Source organism: Streptomyces sp. NBC_01537, from assembly GCF_045040445.1.
Lineage (GTDB): Bacteria > Actinomycetota > Actinomycetes > Streptomycetales > Streptomycetaceae > Actinacidiphila.
Genome location: NZ_CP109392.1, coordinates 691,409 through 716,825, shown reverse-complemented (window position 1 = coordinate 716,825; position 25,417 = coordinate 691,409). Strand labels below are relative to the sequence as shown.

General features: G+C 69.1%; 21 protein-coding genes and 1 pseudogene. 14 read left to right on the top strand and 8 right to left on the bottom strand.

The window, feature by feature from the left end:
• Positions 1–50 precede the first annotated feature (50 nt).
• From OG607_RS03590 to OG607_RS03580, 3 genes are all read left to right on the top strand, one after another.
• A complete protein-coding gene (locus OG607_RS03590; protein ID WP_405718618.1) occupies positions 51–1,418 on the top strand; it encodes a saccharopine dehydrogenase NADP-binding domain-containing protein in 1,368 nt (455 codons plus the stop codon).
• A complete protein-coding gene (lpdA, locus tag OG607_RS03585; protein ID WP_405718616.1) occupies positions 1,402–2,814 on the top strand; it encodes a dihydrolipoyl dehydrogenase in 1,413 nt (470 codons plus the stop codon). Before OG607_RS03590 ends, lpdA begins: the two co-directional genes overlap by 17 nt.
• Positions 2,815–2,921: 107 nt before the next feature.
• A complete protein-coding gene (locus OG607_RS03580) occupies positions 2,922–3,275 on the top strand; it encodes a winged helix-turn-helix transcriptional regulator (protein WP_405718614.1) in 354 nt (117 codons plus the stop codon).
• A 50-nt stretch (positions 3,276–3,325) separates the two neighbouring features.
• Here the strand turns inward: OG607_RS03580 and OG607_RS03575 are convergent, their stop codons facing one another.
• A complete protein-coding gene (locus OG607_RS03575) occupies positions 3,326–4,048 on the bottom strand; it encodes a class I adenylate-forming enzyme family protein (RefSeq protein ID WP_405736517.1) in 723 nt (240 codons plus the stop codon).
• A gap of 6 nt (positions 4,049–4,054) precedes the next feature.
• On the opposite strand from OG607_RS03575, the gene OG607_RS03570 reads away from it, so the two are divergent.
• Entirely contained in the window at positions 4,055–4,489 is a 435-nt protein-coding gene (locus OG607_RS03570) for a hypothetical protein (RefSeq protein ID WP_405737495.1), read from the top strand.
• Positions 4,490–4,499: 10 nt separating this feature from the next.
• On the opposite strand, the gene OG607_RS03565 is transcribed toward OG607_RS03570, so the two are convergent.
• A complete protein-coding gene (locus tag OG607_RS03565) occupies positions 4,500–6,503 on the bottom strand; it encodes an RICIN domain-containing protein (protein WP_405718611.1) in 2,004 nt (667 codons plus the stop codon).
• Positions 6,504–6,993: 490 nt separating this feature from the next.
• On the opposite strand from OG607_RS03565, the gene OG607_RS03560 reads away from it, so the two are divergent.
• The 6 genes from OG607_RS03560 (at position 6,994) to OG607_RS03535 (ending at position 15,419) form a co-directional block, all read left to right on the top strand.
• Positions 6,994–7,992 (top strand): LacI family DNA-binding transcriptional regulator, encoded by a 999-nt coding sequence (locus OG607_RS03560; RefSeq protein ID WP_405718608.1) that lies wholly within the window; start codon positions 6,994–6,996, stop codon positions 7,990–7,992.
• A 187-nt stretch (positions 7,993–8,179) separates the two neighbouring features.
• Entirely contained in the window at positions 8,180–9,478 is a 1,299-nt protein-coding gene (locus tag OG607_RS03555) for an ABC transporter substrate-binding protein (RefSeq protein WP_405718605.1), read from the top strand.
• 67 nt (positions 9,479–9,545) lie between these two features.
• Positions 9,546–10,430, top strand: coding sequence for a carbohydrate ABC transporter permease (locus OG607_RS03550; RefSeq protein ID WP_405718602.1), 885 nt, complete (start codon positions 9,546–9,548; stop codon positions 10,428–10,430).
• A gap of 6 nt (positions 10,431–10,436) precedes the next feature.
• The gene (locus tag OG607_RS03545) at positions 10,437–11,333 is read left to right on the top strand and encodes a carbohydrate ABC transporter permease (protein WP_405718600.1); all 897 of its coding nucleotides are present in this window, start codon (positions 10,437–10,439) and stop codon (positions 11,331–11,333) included.
• Positions 11,330–13,936, top strand: coding sequence for a family 78 glycoside hydrolase catalytic domain (locus OG607_RS03540; RefSeq protein ID WP_405718597.1), 2,607 nt, complete (start codon positions 11,330–11,332; stop codon positions 13,934–13,936). The genes OG607_RS03545 and OG607_RS03540 overlap by 4 nt, the downstream gene beginning before the upstream one ends.
• Before the next feature lie 52 nt (positions 13,937–13,988).
• Entirely contained in the window at positions 13,989–15,419 is a 1,431-nt protein-coding gene (locus OG607_RS03535) for an RICIN domain-containing protein (RefSeq protein ID WP_405718595.1), read from the top strand.
• A 78-nt stretch (positions 15,420–15,497) separates the two neighbouring features.
• Here the strand turns inward: OG607_RS03535 and OG607_RS03530 are convergent, their stop codons facing one another.
• Positions 15,498–16,892: an alpha/beta hydrolase gene (locus OG607_RS03530; protein WP_405718593.1), complete on the bottom strand. Its 1,395-nt coding sequence runs from the start codon at positions 16,890–16,892 to the stop codon at positions 15,498–15,500.
• 247 nt (positions 16,893–17,139) lie between these two features.
• On the opposite strand from OG607_RS03530, the gene OG607_RS03525 reads away from it, so the two are divergent.
• From OG607_RS03525 to OG607_RS03510, 4 genes and pseudogenes are all read left to right on the top strand, one after another.
• Positions 17,140–17,709 (top strand): TIGR03086 family metal-binding protein, encoded by a 570-nt coding sequence (locus OG607_RS03525; protein WP_405718590.1) that lies wholly within the window; start codon positions 17,140–17,142, stop codon positions 17,707–17,709.
• A gap of 131 nt (positions 17,710–17,840) precedes the next feature.
• Positions 17,841–18,980: a hypothetical protein gene (locus OG607_RS03520; protein WP_405718587.1), complete on the top strand. Its 1,140-nt coding sequence runs from the start codon at positions 17,841–17,843 to the stop codon at positions 18,978–18,980.
• Positions 18,981–19,056: 76 nt separating this feature from the next.
• Positions 19,057–19,371: pseudogene (locus tag OG607_RS03515) on the top strand (alcohol dehydrogenase catalytic domain-containing protein); the annotation flags it as partial.
• A 49-nt stretch (positions 19,372–19,420) separates the two neighbouring features.
• Positions 19,421–20,035 (top strand): NAD(P)-dependent alcohol dehydrogenase, encoded by a 615-nt coding sequence (locus OG607_RS03510; RefSeq protein ID WP_405718584.1) that lies wholly within the window; start codon positions 19,421–19,423, stop codon positions 20,033–20,035.
• 149 nt (positions 20,036–20,184) lie between these two features.
• Here the strand turns inward: OG607_RS03510 and OG607_RS03505 are convergent, their stop codons facing one another.
• From OG607_RS03505 to OG607_RS03485, 5 genes are all read right to left on the bottom strand, one after another.
• Positions 20,185–21,453, bottom strand: a complete 1,269-nt coding sequence (locus tag OG607_RS03505) for a family 16 glycosylhydrolase (RefSeq protein ID WP_405718581.1) — start codon at positions 21,451–21,453, stop codon at positions 20,185–20,187.
• Positions 21,454–21,812: 359 nt separating this feature from the next.
• Positions 21,813–22,505, bottom strand: a complete 693-nt coding sequence (locus OG607_RS03500) for a VOC family protein (protein WP_405718579.1) — start codon at positions 22,503–22,505, stop codon at positions 21,813–21,815.
• A 21-nt stretch (positions 22,506–22,526) separates the two neighbouring features.
• Positions 22,527–23,342, bottom strand: coding sequence for an ABC transporter permease (locus OG607_RS03495; protein ID WP_405718576.1), 816 nt, complete (start codon positions 23,340–23,342; stop codon positions 22,527–22,529).
• A complete protein-coding gene (locus tag OG607_RS03490) occupies positions 23,339–24,097 on the bottom strand; it encodes an ABC transporter ATP-binding protein (protein WP_405718574.1) in 759 nt (252 codons plus the stop codon). The genes OG607_RS03495 and OG607_RS03490 overlap by 4 nt, the downstream gene beginning before the upstream one ends.
• On the bottom strand, positions 24,090–25,415 hold the full coding sequence (locus OG607_RS03485; protein ID WP_405718572.1) for an LLM class flavin-dependent oxidoreductase: 1,326 nt from the start codon (positions 25,413–25,415) through the stop codon (positions 24,090–24,092). Before OG607_RS03485 ends, OG607_RS03490 begins: the two co-directional genes overlap by 8 nt.
• Between the last annotated feature and the right edge of the window lie 2 nt (positions 25,416–25,417).

The following is a 25,417-nucleotide window of genomic DNA, read 5'->3' as shown; positions in this document are numbered from 1 at the left end:
ATTCAGTGACCTGAGGTCAGTGAATGACTTGAGGTCACCCATTGGACGCCATGACAACCCACCTGGAAGGCGCAGTCGTGGAAGGTCGCAGGATCGTGTTGCTGGGCGCGACGGGGTACACCGGGCAGCGGGTGCTCCGGGAACTCCTGGCACGGGGCGCGCAGCCGAGCCTGGCCGGGCGTGACCGCGCCAGGATGCTGGCCGTGGCCGACCGCTTCGAGACGGACCTCCCGGTGACCGAGGTGGACGTCACCTCGGCCACCGACCTCTCGCGACTCCTGGAGCCCAGCGATGTGGTCGTCTCCACGGTGGGGCCGTTCATGCAGCTCGGTACGGCGACGGTCACGGCGGCGGCGCGGGCGGGGGCTCACTACCTCGACTCCACGGGCGAGGGGACCTTCGTTCGGCGGGTCTTCGAGCTGGACTCCGTCGCGACCGCCCGGGGAGCGACCCTCGTGCCCGCGTTCGGCTACGACTATGTGCCGGGCAACCTCGCCGGCGCGCTCGCCCTGACAAGAGCGGGCGAGCGGGCACGTCATGTCGAGATCGGCTACTTCGTCACCCGTTCGGGACACGGGGACGAACTGCTCTACCGGAGCACCCTGCGCGACGCCTACACCCTGACCACAGGGGGAACGCGGCAGACGCTGGTAGGCGCGGCGGCCGAGGACGGGTTCGCCTACCGCCCCTCACGCCCCGGGGCTCCTTCCGGTCTGGTCGACGAGCGTGCCGCCAAGCGTGTCCGCACGTTCCGCTACGCCGATGTGAAGCGTGCGGCCATGAGCGTCCCGGGCTCGGAACATCTCGGGCTGCCGGAAGTCTTTCCCCAGCTGGAGAGCGTCGAGGTGGGCCTGGGATGGCTCGGGCGGTGGACGCGGCCGGTACAGATCGCCGCCACGCTCCAGGCGCCCCTGGTGCGGTCGGCGAAGGTGCGGGCCGCGGCGAGGCGGCTGTCCGGGCAACTCCCGGGATCGCGGCGCGAGCCGGACAGCGACGGCCGTTCCCCGGTGATCGCCGTCGCCCGCGACGACTCGGGCCGGCAGCTGGCAAGGACGGTCCTCACCGGACCCGATCCGTACGAGATGACGGGATCCCTCCTGGCGTGGGGCGCCGTTTATGCGGCGGCGCCGGACGCAGTCCTCAGGCCCGGTGCGCACGGCCCGGTCGCGGCCTTCGGGCTCGACACCCTCGGGCTCGGCGCCGCCGAGGCCGGAGTACACGAAGTCGACGAGGCGTCGGCCGCCGTCGGTGATCGGCTGCACGGGTACAGATCACGGCATCGGGACGCTGAAACGGGCGGTGGCGGAAGCCACCGCTGTTGGGTTGATGAACAGGTAGTTCGATCGGGAGCGAGCCGGCCCCTCACGGGGAGCCGGCCGCCCCAGCGGAAAGGAACCGTCCATGGACGAGCAGGGTGAGCGATTCGACGTCGTCGTACTCGGCGCGGGCCCCGGCGGGTACGTAGCCGCCATCCGGGCCGCCCAGCTGGGCAAAAGCGTCGCGGTGGTGGAGGAGAAGTACTGGGGCGGTGTCTGCCTGAACGTGGGCTGCATCCCCACCAAGGCGCTGCTCCGCAACGCGGAGCTCGCGCACATCTTCACCCGCGAGGCGAAGACCTTCGGCATCAAGGTCGAGGGGCAGGTCTCCTTCGACTATGGGGAGGCCTTCCGCCGCAGTCGGAAGGTCGCGGACGGCCGGGTCAAGGGCGTCCACTACCTGATGAAGAAGAACAAGATCACCGAAATCAGCGGTCGCGGCACGTTCCTCGACCCGAACACGCTCCAGGTGGCCGACTACGAGGGCAACACCCGCACCATCGGCTTCGACCACTGCATCATCGCCGCTGGGGCGACCCCCAAGCTGCTGCCCGGCACCCGCCGCACGTCGCGCGTGGTGACGTTCGAGGAGCAGATCCTCGCCGAGGACCTGCCGCAGTCGATCGTGATCGCGGGCGCCGGGGCCATCGGCATCGAGTTCGCCTACGTCCTGAACAACTACGGCGTGAAGGTCACCGTCGTCGAGTTCCTGGACCGCGTCGCCCCGCTGGAGGACGCCGAGGTCTCCGCCGAACTGGCCAAGCAGTACCGCAAGCTGGGCATCGACGTCCTCACCTCGACGCGCGTCGAGTCGATCGACGAGTCCGGTCCGCAGGTCCGCGTCACGGTCACGGGCAAGGACGGCACCCAGCAGGTTCTGGAGGCCGACAAGGTCCTGCAGGCGATCGGCTTCGCGCCGAACGTCACCGGCTACGGCCTGGAGAACACCGGCGTACGCGTCACCGAGCGCGGCGCGATCGACGTCGACGGCCGCTGCCGCACCTCGGTCCCGCACATCTACGCCATCGGCGACGTCACCGCGAAGCTGATGCTCGCGCACGCCGCCGAGGCCATGGGCGTGATCGCCGCCGAGACGCTCGCGGACGCCGAGACCATGGAACTGGACTACGTGATGATCCCGCGCGCCACCTACTGCCAGCCGCAGATCGCCAGCTTCGGCTACACCGAGGCACAGGCGAGGGAGAAGGGATTCGACGTCCAGGTCGCCAAGTTCCCGTTCACCGCGAACGCCAAGGCCCACGGCCTGGGCGATGCGACCGGGTTCGTGAAGCTGATCAGCGACGCCAAGTACGGCGAGCTCCTCGGAGCCCATCTCATCGGCCCGGACGTCACCGAGCTGCTCCCCGAGCTGACCCTGGCCCAGCAGTGGGACCTCACGGTCCACGAGGTCGCCCGTAACGTCCACGCCCACCCCACCCTGGGCGAAGCGGTCAAGGAAGCCGTCCATGGGCTGGCGGGCCACATGATCAACATGTAGTCGTCGAGCACTGGGACGCCTCGCAGGACGTGCCGAATACCTCCGCCAACGACAACACGATGTTCTGACGGCCGCCGGGTCGTCAGCGGGCCAGGAGACGGAGCGGCATGCAGGGACCGGTCACAGCACCACGCGTGTCGGTGAACGACGCCGTCACACGTGCCTTCACCCTGTTCGGCAAGCGCTGGAGCGGCCTGATCATGGGGGTGCTGCTGTGCGGCCCTGCGCACTTCGCCGAACTGCGCAGGGCCATCCCGGCCATCAGCGAGCGCATGCTCTCGGACCGGCTGACCGAGCTGGGGGCGGCAGGGCTCGTCGTACGCCGAGTGCACAAGGGGCCGCCGCTGCGGGTCTCATACCGTCTGACGGAGGCGGGCGCGGCCCTCGAACCGGCTTTGAGGGAATTGCACGCTTGGGCGGAGAGGCACCTTTCAGAGGTGGAACAGTGCCCACCCGAGTAACTGACGCACCCACGCCGTAAGTGGTAGGTGGATCTGCCTGCCGCGGGTTGTCATGCCCCAGCAGGGGTAGCGGCGTGGCCTGCCCGCAACGAGGCCTTGTCGATCTTGCCGACCGCGTTCTTGGCGATGGCTTCCACCACGACGTAGGAGGTGGGGCGCTTGTAGCCGCTGAGGCGGCGAGCGCAGAGTTCATTCAGAGCCGCGGGATCGACTGAGACGCCCGGCCGTGGCTGGACGTAGGCGACGACCACCTCGCCCCATTTCTCGTCCGGCACGCCGATCACGGCAGCCTCCAGGACGGACGGGTTGGCCGCCAGGACGTCCTCGATCTCCTTGGGGTAGATGTTCTCCCCGCCTCGGATGATCATGTCCTTCGACCGCCCGACCAGGGTCAGATAGCCCTCCGTGTCGAGGTGGCCGACGTCGCCGGTGTGCAGCCAGCCGTCGATGACGACCCGGGCTGTTTCCTCCGGACGGCCGAGGTAGCCCTGCATGACATTGGGGCCGCGCACGATGACCTCGCCGTCCAGGCCGGAGGCCACCTCCGTGCCGGCCGCGTCGACGATCCGGATCTCCTGTCCCGGGAAGGGAAGCCCCACGGTTCCGGCTCGTCGGGGTCCTGCGACGGGGTTGATCGTGGAGCCGCAGGTTCCTTCGGAAAGCCCGTACCCCTCGACGAGGGGAAATCCGTACCGTGCCTCGAACCGGGTCAGCAACTCGGCGGCTATACGCACTTCCCCAGCAAGGACGAGCTTGTCGGGGCATACCTGCAGTCCCTCGTGGACCCTCTCCTGCCAGTCCCCCCGTCGCCCGGCCGACCGGCACCGAGCCCGCGTGAGCAGCTCCTCGCCGTCTTCGACTGGAAGCTGCCGGAAACCACCGCTCCGTTCCGGGGATGCCCGTTCCTGAACGTCAGCGTCGAGGTACCCGACCCCGGGCATTCCGCCCACGAGCTGGCCGCGGCGTACAAGAGGGAGTTCGCCCGCCGCCTCACGGACATCGCACGGCAGGCCGGGGTCGCCGACCCGGAGACCCTCGGTGAGCAACTGGCGCTGCTCTTTGACGGCGCGGCCGCACGCGGCACCGCGCTCAACAGCGGCCGCGCCGTCGTGTGTGCGCGATCCATCGCGGAGTCGCTGGTCGATGCCGCCCTCGCCGACACCACTCGGGGCCTGTCCGGTGGATCTCGGTCGGACAGGCCCCGGTCCCACTGAAAGCAGCAGGTCAGTTGATCTTCGTGATGGTCCACCGCTGCGAGGACGCGGTCGAGGTGGTCTCCTGGTCCAGGAAAGCCCCGTTGCTGGTGGATGCGCTGACCACCGCCAGGGCCAGTCCGCTGACGCGGTTGACCACCTGGTACTGACCGGCTCCGGTGTCGACCAGGGACCACTGCTGGGAGGTCGCGCCGGAGGCCGGATTCTGGACGACGGCGCTGCCGCTGGTGGTGGCCCCGGCCGAGTCCAGGAGGTCACCCGAGTACGTGTTCGTGATCGTGTAGTAGGAGCCGACCTGGGTGAACGTCCAGTACTGGTCCGGGTGGTTCACGTTGCGGTACTGGTCGGCCTGTGTTCCGTTGCCGGTTCCGACCACCTCCGCGTAGTTTCCGCTGTTGACGTTGGCCATCACGAACTGTCCGCTGGTGAAGTCCGGAGCCGCCGTCTGGACGAGGTTCCACCGCTGGTTCGCCGAGGACGTGAGTGGCGCCTGGGTGACCTGCTCGTTCGTCGAGGTCTGGCCGTTCGTGTCGGTCGCCATGGTCAGCGCCAGGTCGCTTCGCCGGTTGGTGATGGTGTACCCGCCCGCCGGCGCCGGTTCGACCGACCAGTCCTGCTCCGCACCGCCCGTCGTCGTCCACTGGATGGCGCCGGTGCCGGAGGATAGCGAGCCGCCCGGGACGGCGAGGTACCTTCCGCTGAGGGTGTTCAGGATCCGGTAGTACCCGTTGCTCTGGAGCAGGAACCGCCAGTTGTGGTCGGCCGTTCCGTTGTCCGCCGCCTGGACGACCGCCGCCCCGTTGTTGGCGTTGGGTACGCCCAGTACCTGGGAGCTCAGGTTGTTCTGGACCTTGTAGGAGGCGCCCGTCGAGATGCCGCCGCCGAAGTCGTCGATGCCGTAGGTCACCACGTTCTGGGCTCCGCGGTTGGCCAGGTTGCCGCCCCGGGTGACCAGCAGGCTCTTGCCGTCGGCCAGGGGGAGCAGGCCGCGGCTGTAGCCCTGGATGGTGTTGGAGAACATGCGCACCCAGGTCGCCCCGTTGTCGGTGCTCTCGTACAGCTGCTGGTCGCTGTACGCCTGGACGACGATCGTCCCGTTCGGCCCGCCCGTCGGGAGCCAGGTGACGTACGGATCGCCGTCCGGGCGCTTGTTGTCCGTCGTGATGAGCTGCACTCCGGTGGCCGCGCCGAAGTTCTCCGGATTGGAAGCGATCTTGTAGTACACGGGGCAGCCGCCGCTCGGCGCGTTGCAGTACTCGTAGGTGAGCATGTAGCTCCCGTTGCCGATGCGCGTGACGATCGCCATTCCCGGGCGGGCGCTGTAGGCCGGGTATGTGACGTCGTCGACCTCGGACGACCAGTTGATGCCGTCGGTCGTCGTGAAGTGGGAGAGCTTCTGGCCGTGCGCGGTGTCCCGCTGGTCGGAGATGTAGGCGATGAGCTTGTTGTTCGCCACGAGGAAGTACGGTTCCCAGACCGGGGTGTACCCGTTCTGGGCGACGGCCGCGCCGCCGGTGGCGATGGAGCTGACAAAGCTCCAGGTCACCCCGTGATCGGTGCTGGCGTACATGTCGATCTTGGTCGCGGAGTTGTCGGTTGGGATGGAGTCGCCCGCCGCGATGATCGTTCCCGCGGGAAACGCGCCGACCGCCTGCGGAAGCTCGTAGAGCACCGGTTCGAGCTGGATGTTGTTCCATGAGTTGACCTGGTCGCTGATCGTGGAGATCTGCGTCCAGGTGTGCCCCGAGTCGGTGCTGCGGTACACCGGCATGCCGTTGCCGGAGTACTGCTCGAAGGACGCGAGGAGCGTGCCGTTGGAGTCGGTGCTGTGCTGGAGCCTGATCGCGTGCGCGTAGAGCGAGCCGTACGAGGGCGCTCCGCTCGGCGGCCGCCACATGACGCCGCCGCTGTACGTGATGGCCTGGGCGGACGTGGCCGTGGTCGTGAAGGGCACCAGGGCGGCTATGGCGCCGATGACCGCGGCCTTCGCCCATGAGTGTCGTCTTCTGTGCATGGTTTTGTGACTCCCTCGACGGTGAGAGAAGGACTGTGAGGACAGCGCGTGAGCGACGGCTCGCGATGTGTTCCAGCGCAGGACAGGGGCGCTGAGCAGGTTGAACAGAAGGATTGATGCGCTTCAATTCCTTCGGCGGTGTGAGGCTGGCATGCTCCGTGTCACCCGTCAAGAGTCCGCGCAATCATCCCTTAAGCCGGTCTTGTCGCCACCGTAGTGCCGGCTCGGAGGTCGATCCGGTGAGCGGCCGCTCACGGCGAGACGCGCGGGGGAGGAGTGCTGTGACCTCGGCATGCGCGACGTCATTCGCCGTACGAGCGATCCGCGGCCGGTTGCGAGTATTGGAGCGCTATAACGCAGACATGTATCCTGCGCTTGGCAGCAACAGCCTGACTCCCGTTAGTGTCGTGTCCAGGCCGAACGAGACCGGAGGTCAAGGAGCGTCGTGGCAGCCGCAGGTCGACGAGTGCAGGGGCGTGCCGGTCCGAGCATGCAGGATGTCGCGAAGGCGGCGGGTGTCTCGCTCGGCACCGTTTCCAACGTCCTGAACAGTCCGGCCAAGGTCAGCCCCGCGACGGCGGAACGCGTCCGGGAAGCCATCACCCAGCTGGGTTTCGTACGCAATGACGCGGCCCGGTCGCTGGCGTCCGGATCGAACGACAGCGTCGGCATGGTTCTCGCGGACCTTGAGAACTCGCTGTTCATCGACATGGCGCACGGTGCGCAGGAGGCCGCCCGCGTGGCCGGCCTCAGCCTGCTGCTGGCGAACACGATGTGCGACATGACGCTCCAGGACGAGTACCTGGACCTCTTCGACGAGTCCCGGGTGACCGGCATGCTGCTGGCCCCGATGCTGGACTCCGCGGCTGCGATAGCCCGGATGCGCTCGCACGGACGCCAGATCGTGCTCCTCAATTTCTCGCCGAGACCGGGTACGTGCTGCTCGGTGCTGGTCAACAACGAGCACGTGGGATACCTCGCGGCGCGCCACCTCATCGACACCGGACGCACCAGGCTGGCGTACGTCGTCGCGCGCGACGACTACCAGCCCGTGCGCGACCGGCGCAGGGGCGTGCGTGCGGCGGTCGAGGAGGCCGGCGGCCGGGTGACGCTGGAGGAGATCGGCAGCACCGGTCTGACCACGGCGGACGGGCACCTGGTCGGGAAGGATCTCGTGCGGCGGAAGCCCGGCGACCTGCCGGACGGCCTCATCGTGGTCTCTGACGAACTGGCCAACGGCATCATCCACGAACTGCACACGGTGGCGGGAATCGGCGTGCCCGACCGGGTCGCGGTCGTCGGATGCGAGAACAACCGCGCGGCGGGTTCCGCGGCGGTGCCTCTGACCGCGGTGGACATGCCGGGTCGGCTGATGGGGCAGGAAGCGATGCGCCTGCTGATGGACGAGGTGGCCGCGGGCGAGAAGCACCGGCATGCCACCGTCGTGCTGGAGCCCGAGCTGGTCGTCCGCGCCAGCGCGCCGCGCTGACCAGGTAGCCCGCTCTCTTTTCGTACTTCGGGCCCGGCGTCCTGGCGTGCCCGCTTCCTGCCGTGGTGCACACATTGCGGTTCGGAAATATTGACGAATCATCCTTGACACCGCGGCGTAGCGGGTCGTAGGTTCCGGGGCAACATTGAAGCGTTTCAACGCGCTGTGCATCGCGAGGAGCCACCCCGTGCACCACACCCCCAAGTCCCGCAGACTCGTCATCCTGGCGACCGCCACCACCGCCGGCCTTCTGCTCAGCGGCTGCGGCGGCACGAATGCGTCGAGCGGCGGCGCCAAGGCGTACACCCTCACCATCAACGACGACAACCACATCGTGCAGCAGGAGCTCAAGTCCCTGAGCACCGGCGCCTGCAAGGCGCAGAACGCGGCTCTGCCGCTGAAGATCCAGACGCTGCCGATCAGCAACGTCGACCAGAAGGTGCAGCTCCTCGCCGGGCAGGACGCCCTGCCCGTGCAGTTCGCGGCGGGCGGCACTCCGGCGCTCACCAAGACGCTGGACAAGGCCGGTCAGGTCCTCGACCTCGAAAAGACGCTCAAGGACCTCGGGGTGTGGGACAGCATCCAGCCCGCCGCGGTCAAGACGGTGCAGAACCTGTACGGCAAGTTCAACGTGATGCCGTACCAGTTCAACATCGAGGGCATCTGGTACAACAAGAAGCTTCTCGCCGCCCACGACATCGCCGTCCCGGCGACGTACGACGAACTGGTCGCGGCAGCCGCGAAGCTGAAGAGCGCGGGGGTCATCCCCTTCTCCGCGGCCGGCAAGGAGGGGTGGCCCCTCACCCGTCTCGTCAGTGGCTACCTGTACCGGGAGCTGGGCCCGGACGCCCTGCAGGCCGTCGCGGACGGCAAGGCGAAGCTGACCGACCCCGCGTACGTCAAGGCCGCGCAGGCCATCGCCGACCTGGGCAAGGCGGGTTACTTCGGCAAGGGTGTCGGATCGATCGACTACGACACCGGGGTGCAGCAGTTCCTGACCGGCAAGGCCGCGATGTTCTACATGGGCAGCTGGGAGCTCGGCGACTTCAACGACAAGACCAAGAACCAGGTCGGTGCGGACAACATCGGCTTCATGCCGTTCCCGACCGTGTCCGGCGGCAAGGGGTCCGCAGACCAGATCCCGGCCAACGTCGGTCTCCCGGTCGCCGTCTCCGCGAAGTCGTACAACGCCAAGGTCGGCGACTGGCTCTCCTGCACCGCCAAGAACTACGGCGCCGCCTCGCTGAAGGACCAGGGCACGATCTCCGGGTTCAAGCCCACCGGCGACACCGGCACGCTGCCGGCGCTCACGCAGCTGGTGCAGAACACCATCTCGAAGACCACGACCAGCACCCTGTGGTTCGAGGCGCTGTTCAACACGAAGGCGACCGAGACCAGCCAGACCAACGCCGCGCCGCTGGTCACCGGGTCCATCTCCGCGAAGGACTTCATGCAGAAGATCCAGGCGGACCTGGACAACGGCTGACGCGTCCGCCGTCCGCCGCCCGCTGTGAACCGTACCGACCCTTCGTGAAAGACGTGAAAGAGCCGTCATGCGTTCAGTTCTGGGAGACCGCCGCGCCCTCGCCATCCTGCTGGGTCCGGCGCTGCTCGTGTACACACTGGCAATGCTGGTGCCGATGGTGTGGTCCCTGGGCTACACCTTCTTCAAGGGGAACGTCATCGAGGGTTTCACCTTCGACGGGTTCGGCAACTTCGAGAAGCTGTGGCACGACCCGCAGGCGCATTCGGCGCTGTGGTTCACCTTCAAGTACGGGGTCGTCGTCAGCGTCGGGCAGGTGCTCGCCGGGTACCTGCTCGCGCTGCTCTACGTGTTCGTCCTGCGCAGGTCGTCCGCGCTCATCCGCACGCTGGTGTTCTTCCCGGTGATCCTTCCGACGGTCGCCGTGGCCCTGATGTTCCAGAAGCTCTTCGCCGTCGCGCCGCAGAACGGCCTGGCCAACACCGCCATCGAAGCGCTGGGCATCCACCACGGGGACTGGTTCGCCAGCGGCGCGGGGGCCTTCATGGTCCTGGTGGTGATGGACGTATGGCGCTCCATGGGCTTCTACGGCGTGCTCATCTACGCGGGGCTGCTCGACATCCCCGAGGAGACCATCGAGTCGGCGCGGATGGACGGCGCCACGGGACTGCGGCTGGTCCGGCACATCGTCCTGCCGCTGTCCTGGCCCGTGGTGCTGTCGTCGGTCGTGTTCAGCATCAACGGCACGCTCAAGGTGTTCGACTCGGTCCTGGCCCTGACCAACGGCGGGCCGGGCAGCGACACCACGCCACTCACGCTGTACATGTTCCGCACCGCCTTCTCCTACGGCGACTACGGCTACGGCAGCACCATCGCATCGCTGCTCACCGTCGTCTGCCTCGGCGTCACCCTCATCATCTTCCGCTTCTCGCGACGCGACCTGACCAAGGGCTGAACTCCCATGACCGACTCCCTGACGGCACCGCCGCGGGAACCCCTCACCCGCCCGCCGACAGCGGCCCTGCGGCGGGGCCGGCACGCCCGGCGTCTGGTGCGGAACACGCTCGTCGCGCTGCTGCTGGTGATCGAGGTGGCGCCGCTGCTGTGGCTGCTGCTGAGCTCCTTCAAGACCCAGTCCGAGTTCGTCAACGACCCCGCCTGGTCGCTTCCGAAGAACTGGAACTTCCACAACTACGCCGAGGCGTGGACGACCGGGCACGTCGCCCTGTACATCCGCAACAGCATCCTGGCCACCGTGCCGTCGCTCGCACTCATCATCCTGCTCGGCGTCGCCGCGGGCTTCGCTCTGGAGGTGATGGTCTGGCGCGGACGCCACAAGGTCCTGCTCGTCTTTCTCGTCGGGATCATGGTGCCGAGCCAGATGATTCTGCTGCCCCTGTTCCGGGTGTACTTCCAGGCGGGGCTGTCCGGGACGCTGTGGCCGCTGATCATCACCTACACCGCGGCCGGTCTCCCGCTGACCGTCTTCATGATGGCCACCTTCTTCCGGTCGATCCCGCGCGAGGTGTTCGAAGCCGCCACTCTCGACGGCGCGAGCATCCTCGGAGCCTTCTGGCGGATCGCCTTCCCCATGGTCCGCAACGCCGTCTTCACCGTCGGGCTGGTGCAGTTCTTCTTCATCTGGAACGACCTGCTCATCTCGCTCACCTTCACCACCAACGACGACCTGCGCACCATCCAGGTGGGGCTGCTCAACTTCACCGGGCAGTACGGCGAGACGGCCTACGGGCCGCTGTTCGCCGCGATCAGCATCAACGTGGTCGGCGCCCTGGTGCTGTACCTGCTGATCAACCAGCGCATCATCAAGGGCCTGACCGCCGGGGCGGTGAAGGGATGACCCACGAGCCGATACCGGTGGTCGCCGCGCCGACCGCCGAACACCACCGGGAACCGTTCGGCATCGGTGAGCCGGAGCCCCGGATCTCCTGGAAGACAACAGCACCGGCCAACTGGACGCAGCAGGCCTACCAGTTCGAGGTCACCCGCGCCAACGGGGCGCACCGCACGGTCTGGGTGGCCTCCGAGGAATCCGTACTCGTCGCCTGGCCGAACGACAGGCCACTGGCGTCGCGGGAACGCTCCGCGATACGCGTCCGGGTCCGCGGCGCCGACGGCACGGCCAGCGACTGGAGCCCGCCGTTGACAGTGGAGACCGGACTGCTGGAGCCGTCGGACTGGACGGCGCAGGCGATCTCACCGCAGTGGCCGGACAGCGACCGGCGGCCGCCGCTGCTGCGCAAGGAGTTCCAGGCCGGCGCCGATGTGGAGAGCGCGCGGCTGTACGTCACCGCCCACGGGCTGTACGAAATCGAGATCAACGGCCGGCGGGTCGGCGATCACGCACTCGCGCCCGGCTGGACCAGCTACGACCACCGGCTGCGCTACCAGACCCACGACGTCACCGAACACCTGCGCACCGGCGCCAACACCATCGGCGCATGGCTGGCCGACGGCTGGTACCGAGGGCGGCTGGGCTTCCACGGCGGCCACGCGAACGTCTACGGCGACCGGGTCGCACTCCTCGCCCAACTCGAAATCGTCCACCGCGACGGAACCCGCACCACCATCGGCACCGACACCTCCTGGCGGGCCGCCCACGGGCCGATCGAGTCCTCGGGCCTGCTCGACGGCGAGACCTACGACGCACGCGACGAACCGCCGGGCTGGTCCCGCCCCGGATTCGACGACAGCGGCTGGTCACCGGTCACCGTCGTCACCCGGGATCCGGCGACGCTGGTCGCCCCCACGGGCCCGCCGGTGCGCTGCACGCAGGAGATCGCCCCGGTCCGGGTGACCGCCCTGGACACCGACCGTCTCCTGGTGGACTTCGGACAGAACCTCGTCGGCAGGGTCCGCATCACCGTGACCGGTCCAGCCGGGCACACCGTCGTCATCCGTCACGCCGAGGTGCTCCAGGACGGGGAGCTGTGCGTGCGCCCGTTGCGCGAGGCCGTCTCCACCGACCGGTACGTCCTGAAGGGCGGGCGCCCCGAGACCTGGGAGCCGCGCTTCACCATCCACGGCTTCCGGTACGCCGAGATCACCGGCTGGTGCGGCGGCGATCCCCACCACGACATCACCGCCCGCGTCCACCACACCGACATGGCCAGGACCGGCTGGTTCGAGTGCTCCAACGACCAGGTGAACCGGCTGCACCAGAACGTGGTCTGGAGCCTGCGCGGCAACTTCGTCGACCTCCCCACCGACTGCCCACAGCGCGACGAACGCCTCGGCTGGACCGGCGACATCCAGGTCTTCGCGCCCACCGCCGCCTTCCTGTACGACTGCCACGGCATGCTCGCGTCCTGGCTGCGCGACGTCGCCGTCGAACAGCACGCCGACGGCACCGTGCCGTGGTACGTACCGGCCATTCCCGGCGGACCGCAATGGACACCGGCCAGACCCGGCGCCGGCTGGGGCGACGTCGCGACCCTGACCCCGTGGGACCTGTACCTGGACTCCGGCGACACCGCCCTGCTGGCCGCCCAGTACGAAAGCGCACGCCGCTGGGTCGGCCTCATCACCGCGCTCGCCGATCCGTCCGGCCTGTGGAACCGCGGCTACCAACTCGGCGACTGGCTCGACCCCGCCGCGCCCCCGGACGACCCCGGTGCCGGCCTCACCGACCGCCACCTCATCGCCACCGCGTACTACGCCTGGTCCGCGCGGCACTTGGCGTGGACCGCCGGAGTCCTGGGACACGACGAAGACCGGCGCATGTACGAGGAGCTGGCGAACCGAGTACGTCAGGCCTTCATCGACGCATACCTGCTCCCCAACAGCCTGATGACCAGCGACACCCAGACCGCCTACGCCGTCGCCCTCCAGTTCGACCTCCTGCCCGACCCGGCGGCCCGGACCGCCGCGGGCGACCGCCTGGCCCAACTGGTCGCGGAAGGCGGGCACACCATCCAGACCGGTTTCATCGGCACGCCCCTGGTGACACCCGCGCTCAGCGCCACCAACCACACCGACACCGCCTACGCCCTCCTCCTCCAGCAGGAGTGCCCATCCTGGCTGTACGCGCTCAAGCACGACGCCACCACCATCTGGGAGCGCTGGGACAGCATGCTCCCCGACGGCACCGTCAACCCGGGCGAGATGACCTCCTTCAACCACTACGCCCTCGGCGCCGTCGCCCAGTGGCTGCACACCACCGTCGCGGGACTGACCGCGGCCTCACCCGGCTACCGCGACATCGTCTTCCGCCCGCGACCGGGCGGCGGCATCACCTGGGCAGGCGCCGCCCATGAGTCCCCGTACGGTCGCGTGGCCATCCGGTGGGAGCTGCACGCCTCAGGCCTTGAGGTGCGGGCCACGGTGCCCACCGGCACAACAGCGCGGATCGAGTGGCCCGACGGCGGCGTGACCGCGCTGACCACCGGCACCACCACCACGTGGCGACCGGAGCACAGCACCGACCGGCCCGCATCGCCCTGACCCTGCCGACCGGCATATCAACCGACACATCAGCGACACAACGGAGTTTCGCATGACCAGTCATCACACCGAAGGTCCCCGTCCCGGCATCCGCAGACGGCGCGGTCACCCCGCCCTCGCCGCGATCGTGGTCGCACTCATGACCGTTCTCGGTCTGTTCACCGCCGGCCCGGCGCGGGCGCTCAGCGGCGACATCCGCATGCACGACCCGAGCGTCATCAAGGTGGGCAGCTGCTACTACGGCTTCTCCACCGGATTCGAGAACGACTCGCTCAACCCGAGCGGCGCCATCACCGAACGCCGGACGTGCGACAGCACCCCCGCCACCGGCTGGGCCAAGATCGGCAACGTCTGGGAGTCGACTCCGTCCTGGATCACCACCAAGCTCGGTTCGACGCCGCCCAACATCTGGGCCCCCGACATCAAGTACTTCAACGGCACCTACCACCTCTACTACGCGGGCTCCCTCTGGGGCAGCTCGTACGCCGTGATGGGCCTGGCCACCGCCACGAACATCGAGGGCCCCTGGACCGACCAGGGCATGGTCACCGACGTCAACTACCCGATCGACCCCAACGTCGACTGGGGGCCGGACGGCCGGCTGTACATCTCCTGGGGCTCCTGGACCGGCAGCGGCACCTACATGCACGTCCTGGACGCCACTACCGGCAAGCTGTCCACCAGCGACAACAACCTCTGGCACATCGCCGTCGGCATCGAGAACCCGACGATCATCCTCAACGGCGGCTACTACTACCTCTTCGGTTCGAAGGGCAACTGCTGCAGCGGTGTCAACAGCACCTACTACACGGTGGTCGGGCGCTCCGCCGGCATCACGGGCCCCTACCTCGACCAGAACGGCACGGACATGGCCTCCGGCGGAGGAACCACCGTCCTCACCGGCGCATACCCCAGGGTGGCAGCCGGCGGCGCGGACGCCTACGACGACGGCACGTCGAAGTTCCTCGCCTACCACTACTACGACGGGAACAACTCCGGACAGGAGACCCTCGACATCCGTCAGGTCACCTTCTCCGGCGGGTGGCCCGTCATCGCCAGTCCGCTCGGAGCGGCGAACAACCACCTGCTGAACCGCAACAGCGCCAAGTGCGCGGACGTCTGGTTCGTGAGCACCGCGGACGGCGCGGCCGTCAATTCAGGGAACTGCAACGCCGGAGCCAACCAGCAGTGGGTGCCCACGAGCGTCGGCTCGAACTACGAGCTGGTCAATGTCAACAGCGGCAAGTGTCTGCAGATCTCCGGCGCCTCCACCGCCGACGGCGCGGTGGCCGTCCAGTCGACGTGCACCGGAGCCACCCATCAACTCTGGACGAGGACGGCGGTGATCGGCGGCTACGTCACCTTCACCAACGTCAACAGCGGCAAGTGCCTGGAGGTCGCCGGGGCGTCGACCGCCAACGGGGCGGCCCTGGACCAGGCGAGCTGCACCGCCGGCGCGAACCAGCAGTGGATGATCGTCTGACGGTCCCGCTGGAAACCCCTCCGGCGCAACACCGAGCCCGGGCGGGCGGTTCACTTCCGCCCGCCCGGGCACGTCGTTTCAGCTTCGGAGGCTGTCGAGGAACGCTGCGAGCGTGGGTGTGAGTGGGTTGTGGGACGCGGCGGCGAAGAGCGGGTCGAGGTGGTTCATGCCGTTGTCGGTCTCGTACAGCGCGCGGGGGATGCGCGAGTCGTTCACGACCTGGCGAGCCGCGGCCGCGATGGTGCCCTTGGCGTAGCTGGTCTGGAAGGCGTAGAGCGGTACGTCGAGTTCCTGGGCGTGGCGCAGCCGCAAGCCCAGGGAGCGGGCGAGTTCGGAGTCGGTGTAGGAGTCCGTGACGTCGAGGTCGACCGAGAGCCGGGACGGCCAGTACCACTCCCACACGGCCGGCACCGGTCCGGCGTAAGCGGCGGCGACCCGGCTGATCGGGGTGATGCCCTCGTCGACCCAGGTGCGGACGTCTCCGCTGTCGGCGAGGTGTCCTGAGTGCACGCTGATGTCGTTCGGCCAGCCGAAGCCCGCGTCCACCAGTACGCCCAGCAGTCCGGCGTTGGTGACGGCGTACGGCAGTCGCAGGGCCTCGGGCAGTCGGGGCTGGAGCACGGAGCGGCCGTCCGGGTCGTGATGCGCGTACCAGCCGGCGAGCTGGTACCAGATCTGCGTGCTCTCGGCACGGCTGCCCACTCCCACGGCGCTGAGGGTCATGTCGAAGACCGCCCCGGCCTCGATGGCCGCCAGCCGCTCCCGCACCTCCTCGGGCGAGTTGCGCACCGGCTCGCCCGTCCCCTCGAACGCTCCGCGCACACCGCCGTCGACCAGTACCAGCCCCGCGAGGTCCCGGTACCCGGGGTGGCCCTGGAAGTCCCAGGCCGCGTACGCCATCGTGGTCGTCGCTCCCCAGGAGTGTCCGCCGAGCACGACCCGCCGCCGGCCCCCGCAGCGCGCCACCCGTACGACCGCCCGGATGTCCTCCAGGGTGAGCGCCAGGCCCCAGCTCCCGGCGAAGCCGGACGCGGCCGGGTCCTGTGTGCGGTAGCGGTCGTCCAGGTAGTAACCGAGGGGGTCGGAGCCGAGGAATCCGGACCGGTCGGCCAGATTCTCCTCACGTCGGTCGAGCGCCCACACCTGCACCCCGGGCACCGCCTCCACCAGGTCCCGGGCGAGCAGCCGGAAGTCATTGGCCGCCCCGAACATACCGGGCACCAGCACCAGCACCGTATCCGCCGTGTCCGGGCCGACCTTGAGCACATGCACCCGGTCGGAGCCCGTGGGCCCGCCCCCGCCGCCCACCGCCACCGCGACATACGGCTCCCGGCCCACGCCGGGACGCGCGGTGCTCCGCCCTCGTTCCGCAGCCTGCGCATGCCCGGCACCGGTCCCGGCCGCGACGGCAGACAGCGCCAGGCCCCCGATCATCCCGCCCAGCACCGAACGGCGCGGCAGACTACTCGTCATCTCACGTACCTCCATCGGGAGTTGATCTCCCCACAGCTTTCACCTCCGCCTCCGGCCCTCACCCACCGGGTCCCCCCCACCGGCCGTGACAGTCCCTGACCCTGAGCGCATCCTCCGACGCCGACACCCGGTGTCGTGGACGGCCTGGGCCGCAACGTTCTGGACTGGCTCGGTGAACGGACATGCCTTTCTCCGGACCACTGGAAAACCATCGGGCCCCTGACGGATGCCGCCTTAGTCTTGCCCGATGACTACCGCTTCCGTTGAAGATCTCGTACGCGCGTGTGAAGTCGTCGGTGACCTGATCGCCGAGATCCGGCCCGAGCAGTGGAAGGCGCCGACGCCGTGCACGGAATGGAACGTGCGTGATGTGGTCAACCACCTGGTCGGCATGGACCTGGTGTTCGTAGCCTTGATCGAGGGTGGCCCGATGCCCGAGCGCGGGGCAGACCTGCTCGGTGACGACCCGGCCGGAGCCTATCGGTCCTCCGGAGCTTCGCTGCAGGCCGCTTTCTCCCGTCCCGGGGTACTGGAGCGGAGTTATCGCGGTCCCCTGGGGAGCGCCACGGGCGCCGAGCGCTTGCAGATCCGTCTGTACGATCTGCTCGCTCACGGATGGGACCTCGCCCAGGCCACCGGAATCCCTGCCCGGCTGCCCGAAGATCTCGCCGAGCAAGCCCTGGCGTTCGTTCAGGTCCAATTCGCCTCCCAGTCCCGAACGGGACGATTCGCCGAGCCGCAACCCGTCGAGGAGGCCGCTCCGGCCATCGATCGGCTTGCCGCGTTTCTCGGCCGACCGGTCCTACTGCGGCCGTGAGACCGATCGTGGGCAACCAGAGCGGTCGCGTGTGCCCGGCGAGTCGGCCAGAGCGCTCGCCGGCTCCCCGCGGCCGATCAAGTACATGCCCGCCTCGATGATGGACGTGAAGGTTGCGGCAGGATGAGCTCATGAGGCTGAGACGGGGGCTGGGGCTGGGTCTGTTCCGTGGGGCGGGGGCGGACCGGAGACGGCGCGCGGCTGAACTCGCCGGGATCGAGGCGGAGATCACGTCGTACGGGGAGGCTCTCGACCGCCATTCCTTCTCCCCGGGCCAGCCGGGCGCCACGGATGAGATGCGCGCGGATCTGGTCCGTGCCCTGGACGCCTATGAGGAGGCAAAGCAGGCCCTCGTCGGGGATCGGGACCGTGCGGACGCCCTCGATGTGCTGCGTGCGCTGGACGAGGGGCGCCATGCGCTGGCCTGTCTGGATGCCCGGCTCGCGGGTGGTCCACCGCCTGAGCGGCTGCCACTCTGCTTCTTCGACGCACGGCATGGGCGGTCGACCACCCACGTCAGCTGGGCGCCGGATGGCGGCGCCCCGCGTAATGTCGCCGTGTGCGCCGCCGACGCAGTGCGCATTGCCGAGGGCCGGGAACCGATCACACCGAGGGGCCGAGCCCGTACGGTGTCCCTGTTCCGGGCGTCGGAGGAGGCACGTGGGGCACGTGGCCGTGCGACTGCTCCGCCGCAAGGCCCGGAGCGGCGCGGCGGGCGGGCGGGCCGGGAGGTGTCGGGAAGGGGCGACGGCAGACACCGGGTGGTGCTGCCCGAGCCGGGCCGGTCGGCCGTCCTGGTGCTCCGGACGGAGCGCCCCGCCCACATCACGGTGCGGGTGGACCGCCCGCAGGGGCGTCGGCCGCGTGGCTACCAGTTGCACAGCGCCGACGGCCCTGTCGTCGCCCGGATCCCTCTGAGCCGGGGCGGTGGTCGACGAGAGGTGGGATTCCAGCTCGAGTTCCGGGACGGCGCCCGGGAGCGCTGGTCGGCCAGAACGGAACCGCTCGATGCGATTCCCGCGTTCGACATGCACATCGATGGCCAGGGTTTCGACGTCGTGCGCTACCAGGGCGCCGCCGGCCCCGGCATGCTGCGCCACCGCGGTCGAGGGGCCGTCGTCCTCCAGGCCCTTGACCACGAACTCGCCGAATGGGCCACGGTCGCGGAGGGCAACGCCGACTCCGACGTCACGGTCACCTGGCCCGGACCGGGCTACTACCAGGTGCGCGCCCACGGAGCATGGAGCCTGACTCAGGAGCCGGACTCCTGATTCGGCATCCCAGTGCCGCCACATCGGCCGGAACCAGCCGGCATGGGGCAAGGAGCATTGCCGCTATGGTTCGCCCATGAAGGCAGCAGTGCACAGCCGGTACGGGCCGCCGGCCGTGGTCCGGGTCGCCGAGGTGGACAAGCCCTCGATCGGGAATCACGACATTCTTGTGAGGGTGCACGCGACGACGGTCAACCGGACGGACTGTGCCTACCGGGCGGCCAGACCGTTCTTCATGCGCGCGCTTACCGGCCTTGCCCGGCCGCGGCGTACGGTGCTCGGGACCGAGTACGCGGGAGTGGTGGACGCGGTCGGCAGCGGCGTCACGTCCTTCACGGTCGGCGACCGGGTGTTTCGGGTACAACGAGGGCGCGTTCGGAACCCATGCCGAGTATCTGTCCGTTCCGGAGGGCGGCGCCATCGCGACCATGCCGAGAGGCGTGAGCTTCGAGGATGCCGCTCCCGGTACCGAGGGCTCGCACTACGCGCTGTCGTTCATCAGGACGGCCGGCATCCGGTCCGGGCACGATGTCCTCGTCTACGGCGCGACCGGCGCCATCGGCTCGGCGGCGGTGCAGCTCCTGAAGCATCGCGGGGCCACTGTGACCGCGGTGTGTGACGGGGCGCACTTGGAACTGCTGAAGGGCCTGGGCGCTGACCGGGCCGTCGACTGCACGGCCCAGGACTTCACCAGGGACGAGCAGAGCTATGACGCGGTGTTCGACGCGGTCGGCAAGAGCACGTTCGGCCGCTGCAGGCGGCTGTTGAAACCCGGCGGGACATACCTGTCCTCGGAGCTGGGCCCCTGGTGGCAGAACGTGCTCCTGCCGTTCGTCACGCCCCTGTTCCGCGGCAGGAAGGTGAAGTTCCCCCTTCCCAAGCAGGACCAGGAGATATGGCGGCATCTCCGGGACCTGCTCGAGTCGGGAGAGTTCAGGCCGGTCATCGACAGACGGTACCCGTTGGAGCAGATCGTCGACGCCTATCGGTATGTCGAGACCGGACGGAAGATCGGCAACGTCGTCATCACCGTCGTTGCGCCGGACAGTCCCTAGGCCGTGAGGTAGCAGGACTTCGCGACCCCGGGCAGCGGATCGGTGCCGAACGCGGCTGACGTGCACGCAGTGCCGCTGGTGAGCAGGTGGCGCCGTATCCGGACGGTCCGCCCGAGGCGGTTTCGAAGCCGGCCGAGGTGACGGGCCGGTCAGCCGAGGGTCCACTTCTGGTTGGCGCCGCCCGTGCAGGACCAGATCTGCAGGCGGGTGCCGTCCGCCGAGGAGTTGCCGGTGGCGTCCAGGCACTTGCCGGAGCCGAGGTTGACCAGGTCGTCGGCAGAGGTGTGCGTCCACTGCTGCGCGCCGGTGCCGTTGCAGGTGTAGAGCTGGACCAAGGTCCCGTCGGCGGCCGAGGCGCCCTTGACGTCCAGGCACTTGCCCAGCGCCCGGACCGTGCCGTCGGAGCCGACGGTCCACTGCTGGGCGCTGCCGCCGGTGCAGTTGTGCAGCTGGACCGCTGTCCCGTCGGCGCTCGATCCGTTGGCCACGTCGACGCACATGCCGCCGATGCCCTTGACCGGGCCGGTCGTGGAGCCCGAGTCCGGGTTCCACGCCGAGACGCGTACGTAGTCGATGGTCATCGTCTGGGGGAAGGAGGTGGAGGAGTCGGGGTCCCCCGGCCAGCTGCCGCCGACCGCGAGGTTGAGGATCAGGAAGAAGGGGTGGCCGAAGACCCACTTGTTGCCGCCCACATCGGCGGGTGTCCGGGTCTCGTACGTCGTGCCGTCCACCGACCAGGTGATGGCGCTCGGCGACCACTCGACGGCGAACGTGTGGTAATTGTCCGCGAACGCCTGCCCGTTGGGGAGGGTGTAGGCGGCGCCGAGGCCGCCGGAGCCGGAGTAGCCGGGGCCGTGGATCGTGCCGTGGACGGTGCCGGGCTCCTTGCCGATGTTCTCCATGGCGTCGATCTCACCGCTGGCGGGCCAGCCGACGCTGCCGATGTCGTTGCCGAGCATCCAGAAGGCCGGCCACATCCCCTGGCCACGGGGGATCTTGATCCGGGCCTCGAAGCGGCCGTACGCCTGGGTGAAGGTCCGGGCCGTGTTGAGCCGGGCCGAGGTGTACCTGCAGGCTCCGTACCAGCAGCTCAGTCCGGCGGACGAGGAGGCGGCACGGGCGGTGATCACGAGGTGGCCGCTGCCGTCCAGCGCGGCGTTGTCGGTGCTGTTGGTGTAGTACTGCAGCTCGTTGTTGCCGTTGCCCGAACCGCCAGTCTCGTGCGTCCACCTGGTGGCGCTCGGCGCGCTGCCCGCCGCGCCGTCGAACTCGTCGGACCAGGTCTGCGCGCCGACGGCGGCCTGGGCCCGGGGGGTGGCCGGGCCGGTGAGCGACAGACCTATGGCGGCTAAGAGGGCGGCGGCCAGTAGTGTCGCCAGTCCGCCGAGTCCGAGGGTGCGTGCGCGATGTGCGGCCATGGCGGAACCTCATCGTGGGGGGAGGGAAAGCCGGGGTGGGGGGAGCCGGATCCGGGCTTGATGCTACGCAGAACAGTTGCTCGGGCCAACTGTCGGCTCGGCCGCTGAAGCGCCCCTGACCTGCGGGTATTTCCGCACCCAGGTTCCATAAAGATCCCTTAGGGCCTGCTTAAGCAAGCCGGGCGGAGTGGCGGGCGGGTTCGGCCTGGTGCGGTATCCGGAGTGGTCCGCCGGGGGCCGTCCCGGTGGCCGGTTCCGTCCTCAATCGCCGGACGGGCTGAAATTCAGCCCGTCCGGCGATTGAGGACAAAACGCAGTCGGCGGGCTGCGCAACCCGGCGAACGTTCGCGGTCACGGCACTAGCCGTCTCGGCCCTGCCAGGTGGTCACGCAGATCTCGTTTCCCTCGATGTCGGCGAGAACCCAGAAGGCGGGTGCACGAATCGCGGACAGCAGCCGACCGCCGGCAGCCAGCGCGGACTTGATCCGTCGGGGTGCCTCGTCGTGCGGGACGCAGATATCGAAGTGGATGCGATTTCGCTCCGGGCGCGCCTGGTCCATCTGCTGGAACCAGATGGCCGGGCCCTGTCCGACCGGGTCGACGAGCGGATCCTCGGGACCGTCGGCTCCCGCCTCATCGGTGTAACCCAGCACCGCTTTCCAGAACGGCCGGATCGCCGCGATGTCGAGTGCGTCGATCGCGATCTCCAGGAGCTGGACCGACCGTGGCGCTGCCACGCCGGTCTCGGGTTCCGTGCCTGACCCGGCCTGGTGCACAACGCCGGAGATCCGATGCGCGAGGTCGATGTCGAGAGTGGTCACCGCGGCATGGTCCAGCGACTGGAGGGTGAGGACGACCCGCCCGGGTCTGATGTCGGCGCGAAGGTGCCGGTCGGCATGGTCACCGCACACCGCCACCGCACTCGTCGCCATCGCGACTGCCTGGGCGAGCGACCCGACCGGTACCGACGTTCGTATCGTGCCCAGCAGGAAGCGCCATCCCAGGTCGCTGACCGCGTCCGAGGCTTCCCGCCGGCTCAGCTTCTGCTTCATGGGGGCATTCTCCGGCGCGGATCAGGGCTTGAGGCGGCCGGTGGCGAAAATGGCGGCCGACCATGCGGAGAGCGCCGCCGCGAGGGCCCAGACCACGAGCAGGGCCCACCCCGCACCGACGTCGCCATGGCCGAGGAAGCCGATCCGCTCGACCTGGACCAGCCAGAAGACCGGGTCGAGGCGGCTCAGGACGTCCCAGACCGGCGGGAGCTGCCGGACCGAGTAGAAGACGCCGCCGAGGAGGCCCAGCGGCAGCAGGACGAGCGATTCCATGGCGTAGACGTGGTCGAGCGACTTGGCGAGGCCTCCCGCGATCACGCCCACCTGCGCGGCGACCAGGAGAACACCGAGTGTGCCGAGCAGCAGGATGAGCGGACGGGCGACGCCGCCGCTGTGGGTGAGCGGGAGGGCCACCGCCAGTACTCCCGCGCCCACGACGACGCCTCGGGCGATGCCGCCGCTCACCAGTGCCGCGTTGATCTCCCACCACCTCAGCGGGCTCGCGAAGAGGTCGTGGATGTACTGGTCACGCCGGGCTTCGAACAGGCTGGTCGTGCCGTTGAAGAAGCCGACGTTGACGACCGCCTGCGCGAAGAGGCCGGGCACGATGAACCGGCCGTAGGGGACGCCGTCGACCGCGTCGACGTGCTGTCCGAGAGCCGACCCGAAGACGATGACGAACAGCACGGTCGACAGCACCGGGCCGACGACGCTGTAGCGCCAGATGTTGAGGAAGCGCAGGACCTCGCGCTCGAAGAGCCACAGGAACGGCGACCGCTCCGCCCGGAAGGGCTCGTCGTACGACGGGAGAGCCGGACCGTCGGCGCCGGCCGTCATGACGCCACCTCGTCCGCCGAGATCACGCGGTCGTAGACCTCCGAGATGTCCCGTGCTTCGTAGCGGTCCCGCAGCGACGCCGCGGAGCCGCGGTCGACGATCCGGCCGGCGCGCAGCAGCGCGATCTCGTCGCACAACGTCTCCGCCTCCTCCAGGTAGTGGGTCGTCAGCAGGATGGTGGTGCCGGCCGCGTTGAGACCCTTGACGAGCCGCCAGATCTCCGAGCGCAACTCGACGTCGACGCCGGCCGTCGGCTCGTCGAGAATGAGCAGGCGGGGACGGTGCATGAGCGCCCGCGCGAGAACGAGGCGCCGCTGCATGCCCCCGGACAGCTCGTAGGCGCGCGCGTCGGCCTTGTCGCCGAGCCGGAACAGAGCGAGCAGTTCGTCCGCGCGCCGGACGGCCGCCTTCCGGCCGATGCCGTGGTACCCGGCGTGGTAGATCAGGATCTGCCGGATCGACAGGAACCGGTCGACGTTGATCTCCTGCTCGGCCAGGCCCAGCAGCCTTCGGGCCTCACGGCTCCGGTGGTCGTGGCCGAAGACGGTGAGGGTGCCCGTCGTGGGGCGGACGATGTTGCAGACCGAGCCGATCAGCGTGGTCTTGCCCGCGCCGTTCGGGCCGAGCAGCCCGAAGAAGGCACCGTCGGGGATCTCCAGATCCAGTCCGGCGACGGCGGTGAAGCCGTCCCCGTACGTCTTGCTGAGCCCCTGGACGAGCAGCGCGGGCGGTGGCCCGCCACTGCGGTCAGACATGGAACTGGTTCGCCGGCACCGGCAGTCCGTAGTGCTCGCGCAGCGTGGCGCCTTCGTACTCCTCGCGGAACAGGCCTTTGCCACGCAGGATCGGCAGAACCTGCTCGACGAAGGTCTCCAGGCCCGAGGGCAGGGCGGGCGCCATGATGTTGAACCCGTCCGCGGCTCCGCCCTCGAACCAGGTGATGATCGTGTCCGCCACCTGGTCGGGCGTACCGATGAACTCGAAGTGACCGCGCCCGCCGCCGAGCCGCGAGATGACCTGGCGGACCGTCAGTTTCTCGCGCGCCGCGAGCTCGATGATCAGGTCGGAGCGGCTCTGCGATCCCTCCAGCTTCGGCCGCGCGAGGATGAAGTCCGGCAACGGCTCGTCGAGTTCGAACGCCGACGGCTCGGTTTCGAACACCGAGGCCAGCTGGCGCAGCCCGTACTCCGGTATACGCAGGTCGTCGAACTGCTGCGCCAGCGCCCGGGCCTCCTCCTCGGTCGACCCGATGTACGGCACGATTCCCGGCAGGACGATGACGCCGTCCGGGTCACGCCCGGCGGCCCTGGTCCGTGCCTTGATGTCGCCGTAGAAGTCGGCCGCGCGCTCGTACGTCTGGTGAGCGGTGAAGATCGCCTCGGCGTGCCGTGCCGCGAAGTCCTTGCCGTCCTCGGAGGAGCCGGCCTGGACGAGCAGCGGGTAGCCCTGCGGCGGCCGCTCCACGTTGAGCGGGCCGGCCACCGAGAAGTGCGAGCCCCGATGGCCGAGGTGGTGGATCCGGGCGGGGTCGGCGTACCGCCCCGTGGCCTTGTCCGCGACGACGGCCTCGGACTCCCAGCTGTCCCACAGGGCCTTGGCGACCTTCAGGAACTCGTCGGCCCGGGCGTAGCGCCCGGCGTGGTCGGGAACATTGTCGAGGCCGAAGTTGGCGGCCTCGTCCGCCCCCGCCGAGGTGACGATGTTCCAGCCGGCGCGGCCGCCGCTGACGTGGTCGACGGAGGCGAGCCGGCGAGCGAGGTTGTAGGGCTCGTTGTACGTGGACGACACGGTCGCGATGAGCCCGATCCTGCTGGTCGCCTGGGACAGGGCGGTCAGCAGGGTCAGCGGTTCGAGCTGGCCCGGCGGCCGGAACTCGCCGGTGCCGATGATCGCCGGGCCGTCCGCGAGGAAGAGCGAGTCGAACTTGGCGCTCTCGGCCAACTGGGCCAGCTCGATCCAGTGCTGGAGGTCGAAGTCCGCCCGTGGGTTGCTGTGGGGGAGCCGCCACGATGCCTCGTGGTGGCCCGCCTCCATGAGGAAGGCGTTGAGGTGGAGCTGACGTCTCGCGCTCACGA

Coding starts and splice junctions, on each gene's coding strand:
- OG607_RS03490 (WP_405718574.1), bottom strand. CDS start 24,097: ATGTCTGACCGCAGTGGCGGGCCACCGCCCGCGCTGCTCGTCCAGGGG.
- OG607_RS03545 (WP_405718600.1), top strand. CDS start 10,437: ATGACCGACTCCCTGACGGCACCGCCGCGGGAACCCCTCACCCGCCCG.
- OG607_RS03540 (WP_405718597.1), top strand. CDS start 11,330: ATGACCCACGAGCCGATACCGGTGGTCGCCGCGCCGACCGCCGAACAC.
- OG607_RS03580 (WP_405718614.1), top strand. CDS start 2,922: ATGCAGGGACCGGTCACAGCACCACGCGTGTCGGTGAACGACGCCGTC.
- OG607_RS03560 (WP_405718608.1), top strand. CDS start 6,994: ATGCAGGATGTCGCGAAGGCGGCGGGTGTCTCGCTCGGCACCGTTTCC.
- OG607_RS03550 (WP_405718602.1), top strand. CDS start 9,546: ATGCGTTCAGTTCTGGGAGACCGCCGCGCCCTCGCCATCCTGCTGGGT.
- OG607_RS03525 (WP_405718590.1), top strand. CDS start 17,140: ATGACTACCGCTTCCGTTGAAGATCTCGTACGCGCGTGTGAAGTCGTC.
- OG607_RS03500 (WP_405718579.1), bottom strand. CDS start 22,505: ATGAAGCAGAAGCTGAGCCGGCGGGAAGCCTCGGACGCGGTCAGCGAC.
- OG607_RS03590 (WP_405718618.1), top strand. CDS start 51: ATGACAACCCACCTGGAAGGCGCAGTCGTGGAAGGTCGCAGGATCGTG.
- OG607_RS03535 (WP_405718595.1), top strand. CDS start 13,989: ATGACCAGTCATCACACCGAAGGTCCCCGTCCCGGCATCCGCAGACGG.
- OG607_RS03495 (WP_405718576.1), bottom strand. CDS start 23,342: ATGACGGCCGGCGCCGACGGTCCGGCTCTCCCGTCGTACGACGAGCCC.
- OG607_RS03565 (WP_405718611.1), bottom strand. CDS start 6,503: ATGCACAGAAGACGACACTCATGGGCGAAGGCCGCGGTCATCGGCGCC.
- OG607_RS03530 (WP_405718593.1), bottom strand. CDS start 16,892: ATGACGAGTAGTCTGCCGCGCCGTTCGGTGCTGGGCGGGATGATCGGG.
- OG607_RS03505 (WP_405718581.1), bottom strand. CDS start 21,453: ATGGCCGCACATCGCGCACGCACCCTCGGACTCGGCGGACTGGCGACA.
- OG607_RS03520 (WP_405718587.1), top strand. CDS start 17,841: ATGAGGCTGAGACGGGGGCTGGGGCTGGGTCTGTTCCGTGGGGCGGGG.
- lpdA (WP_405718616.1), top strand. CDS start 1,402: ATGGACGAGCAGGGTGAGCGATTCGACGTCGTCGTACTCGGCGCGGGC.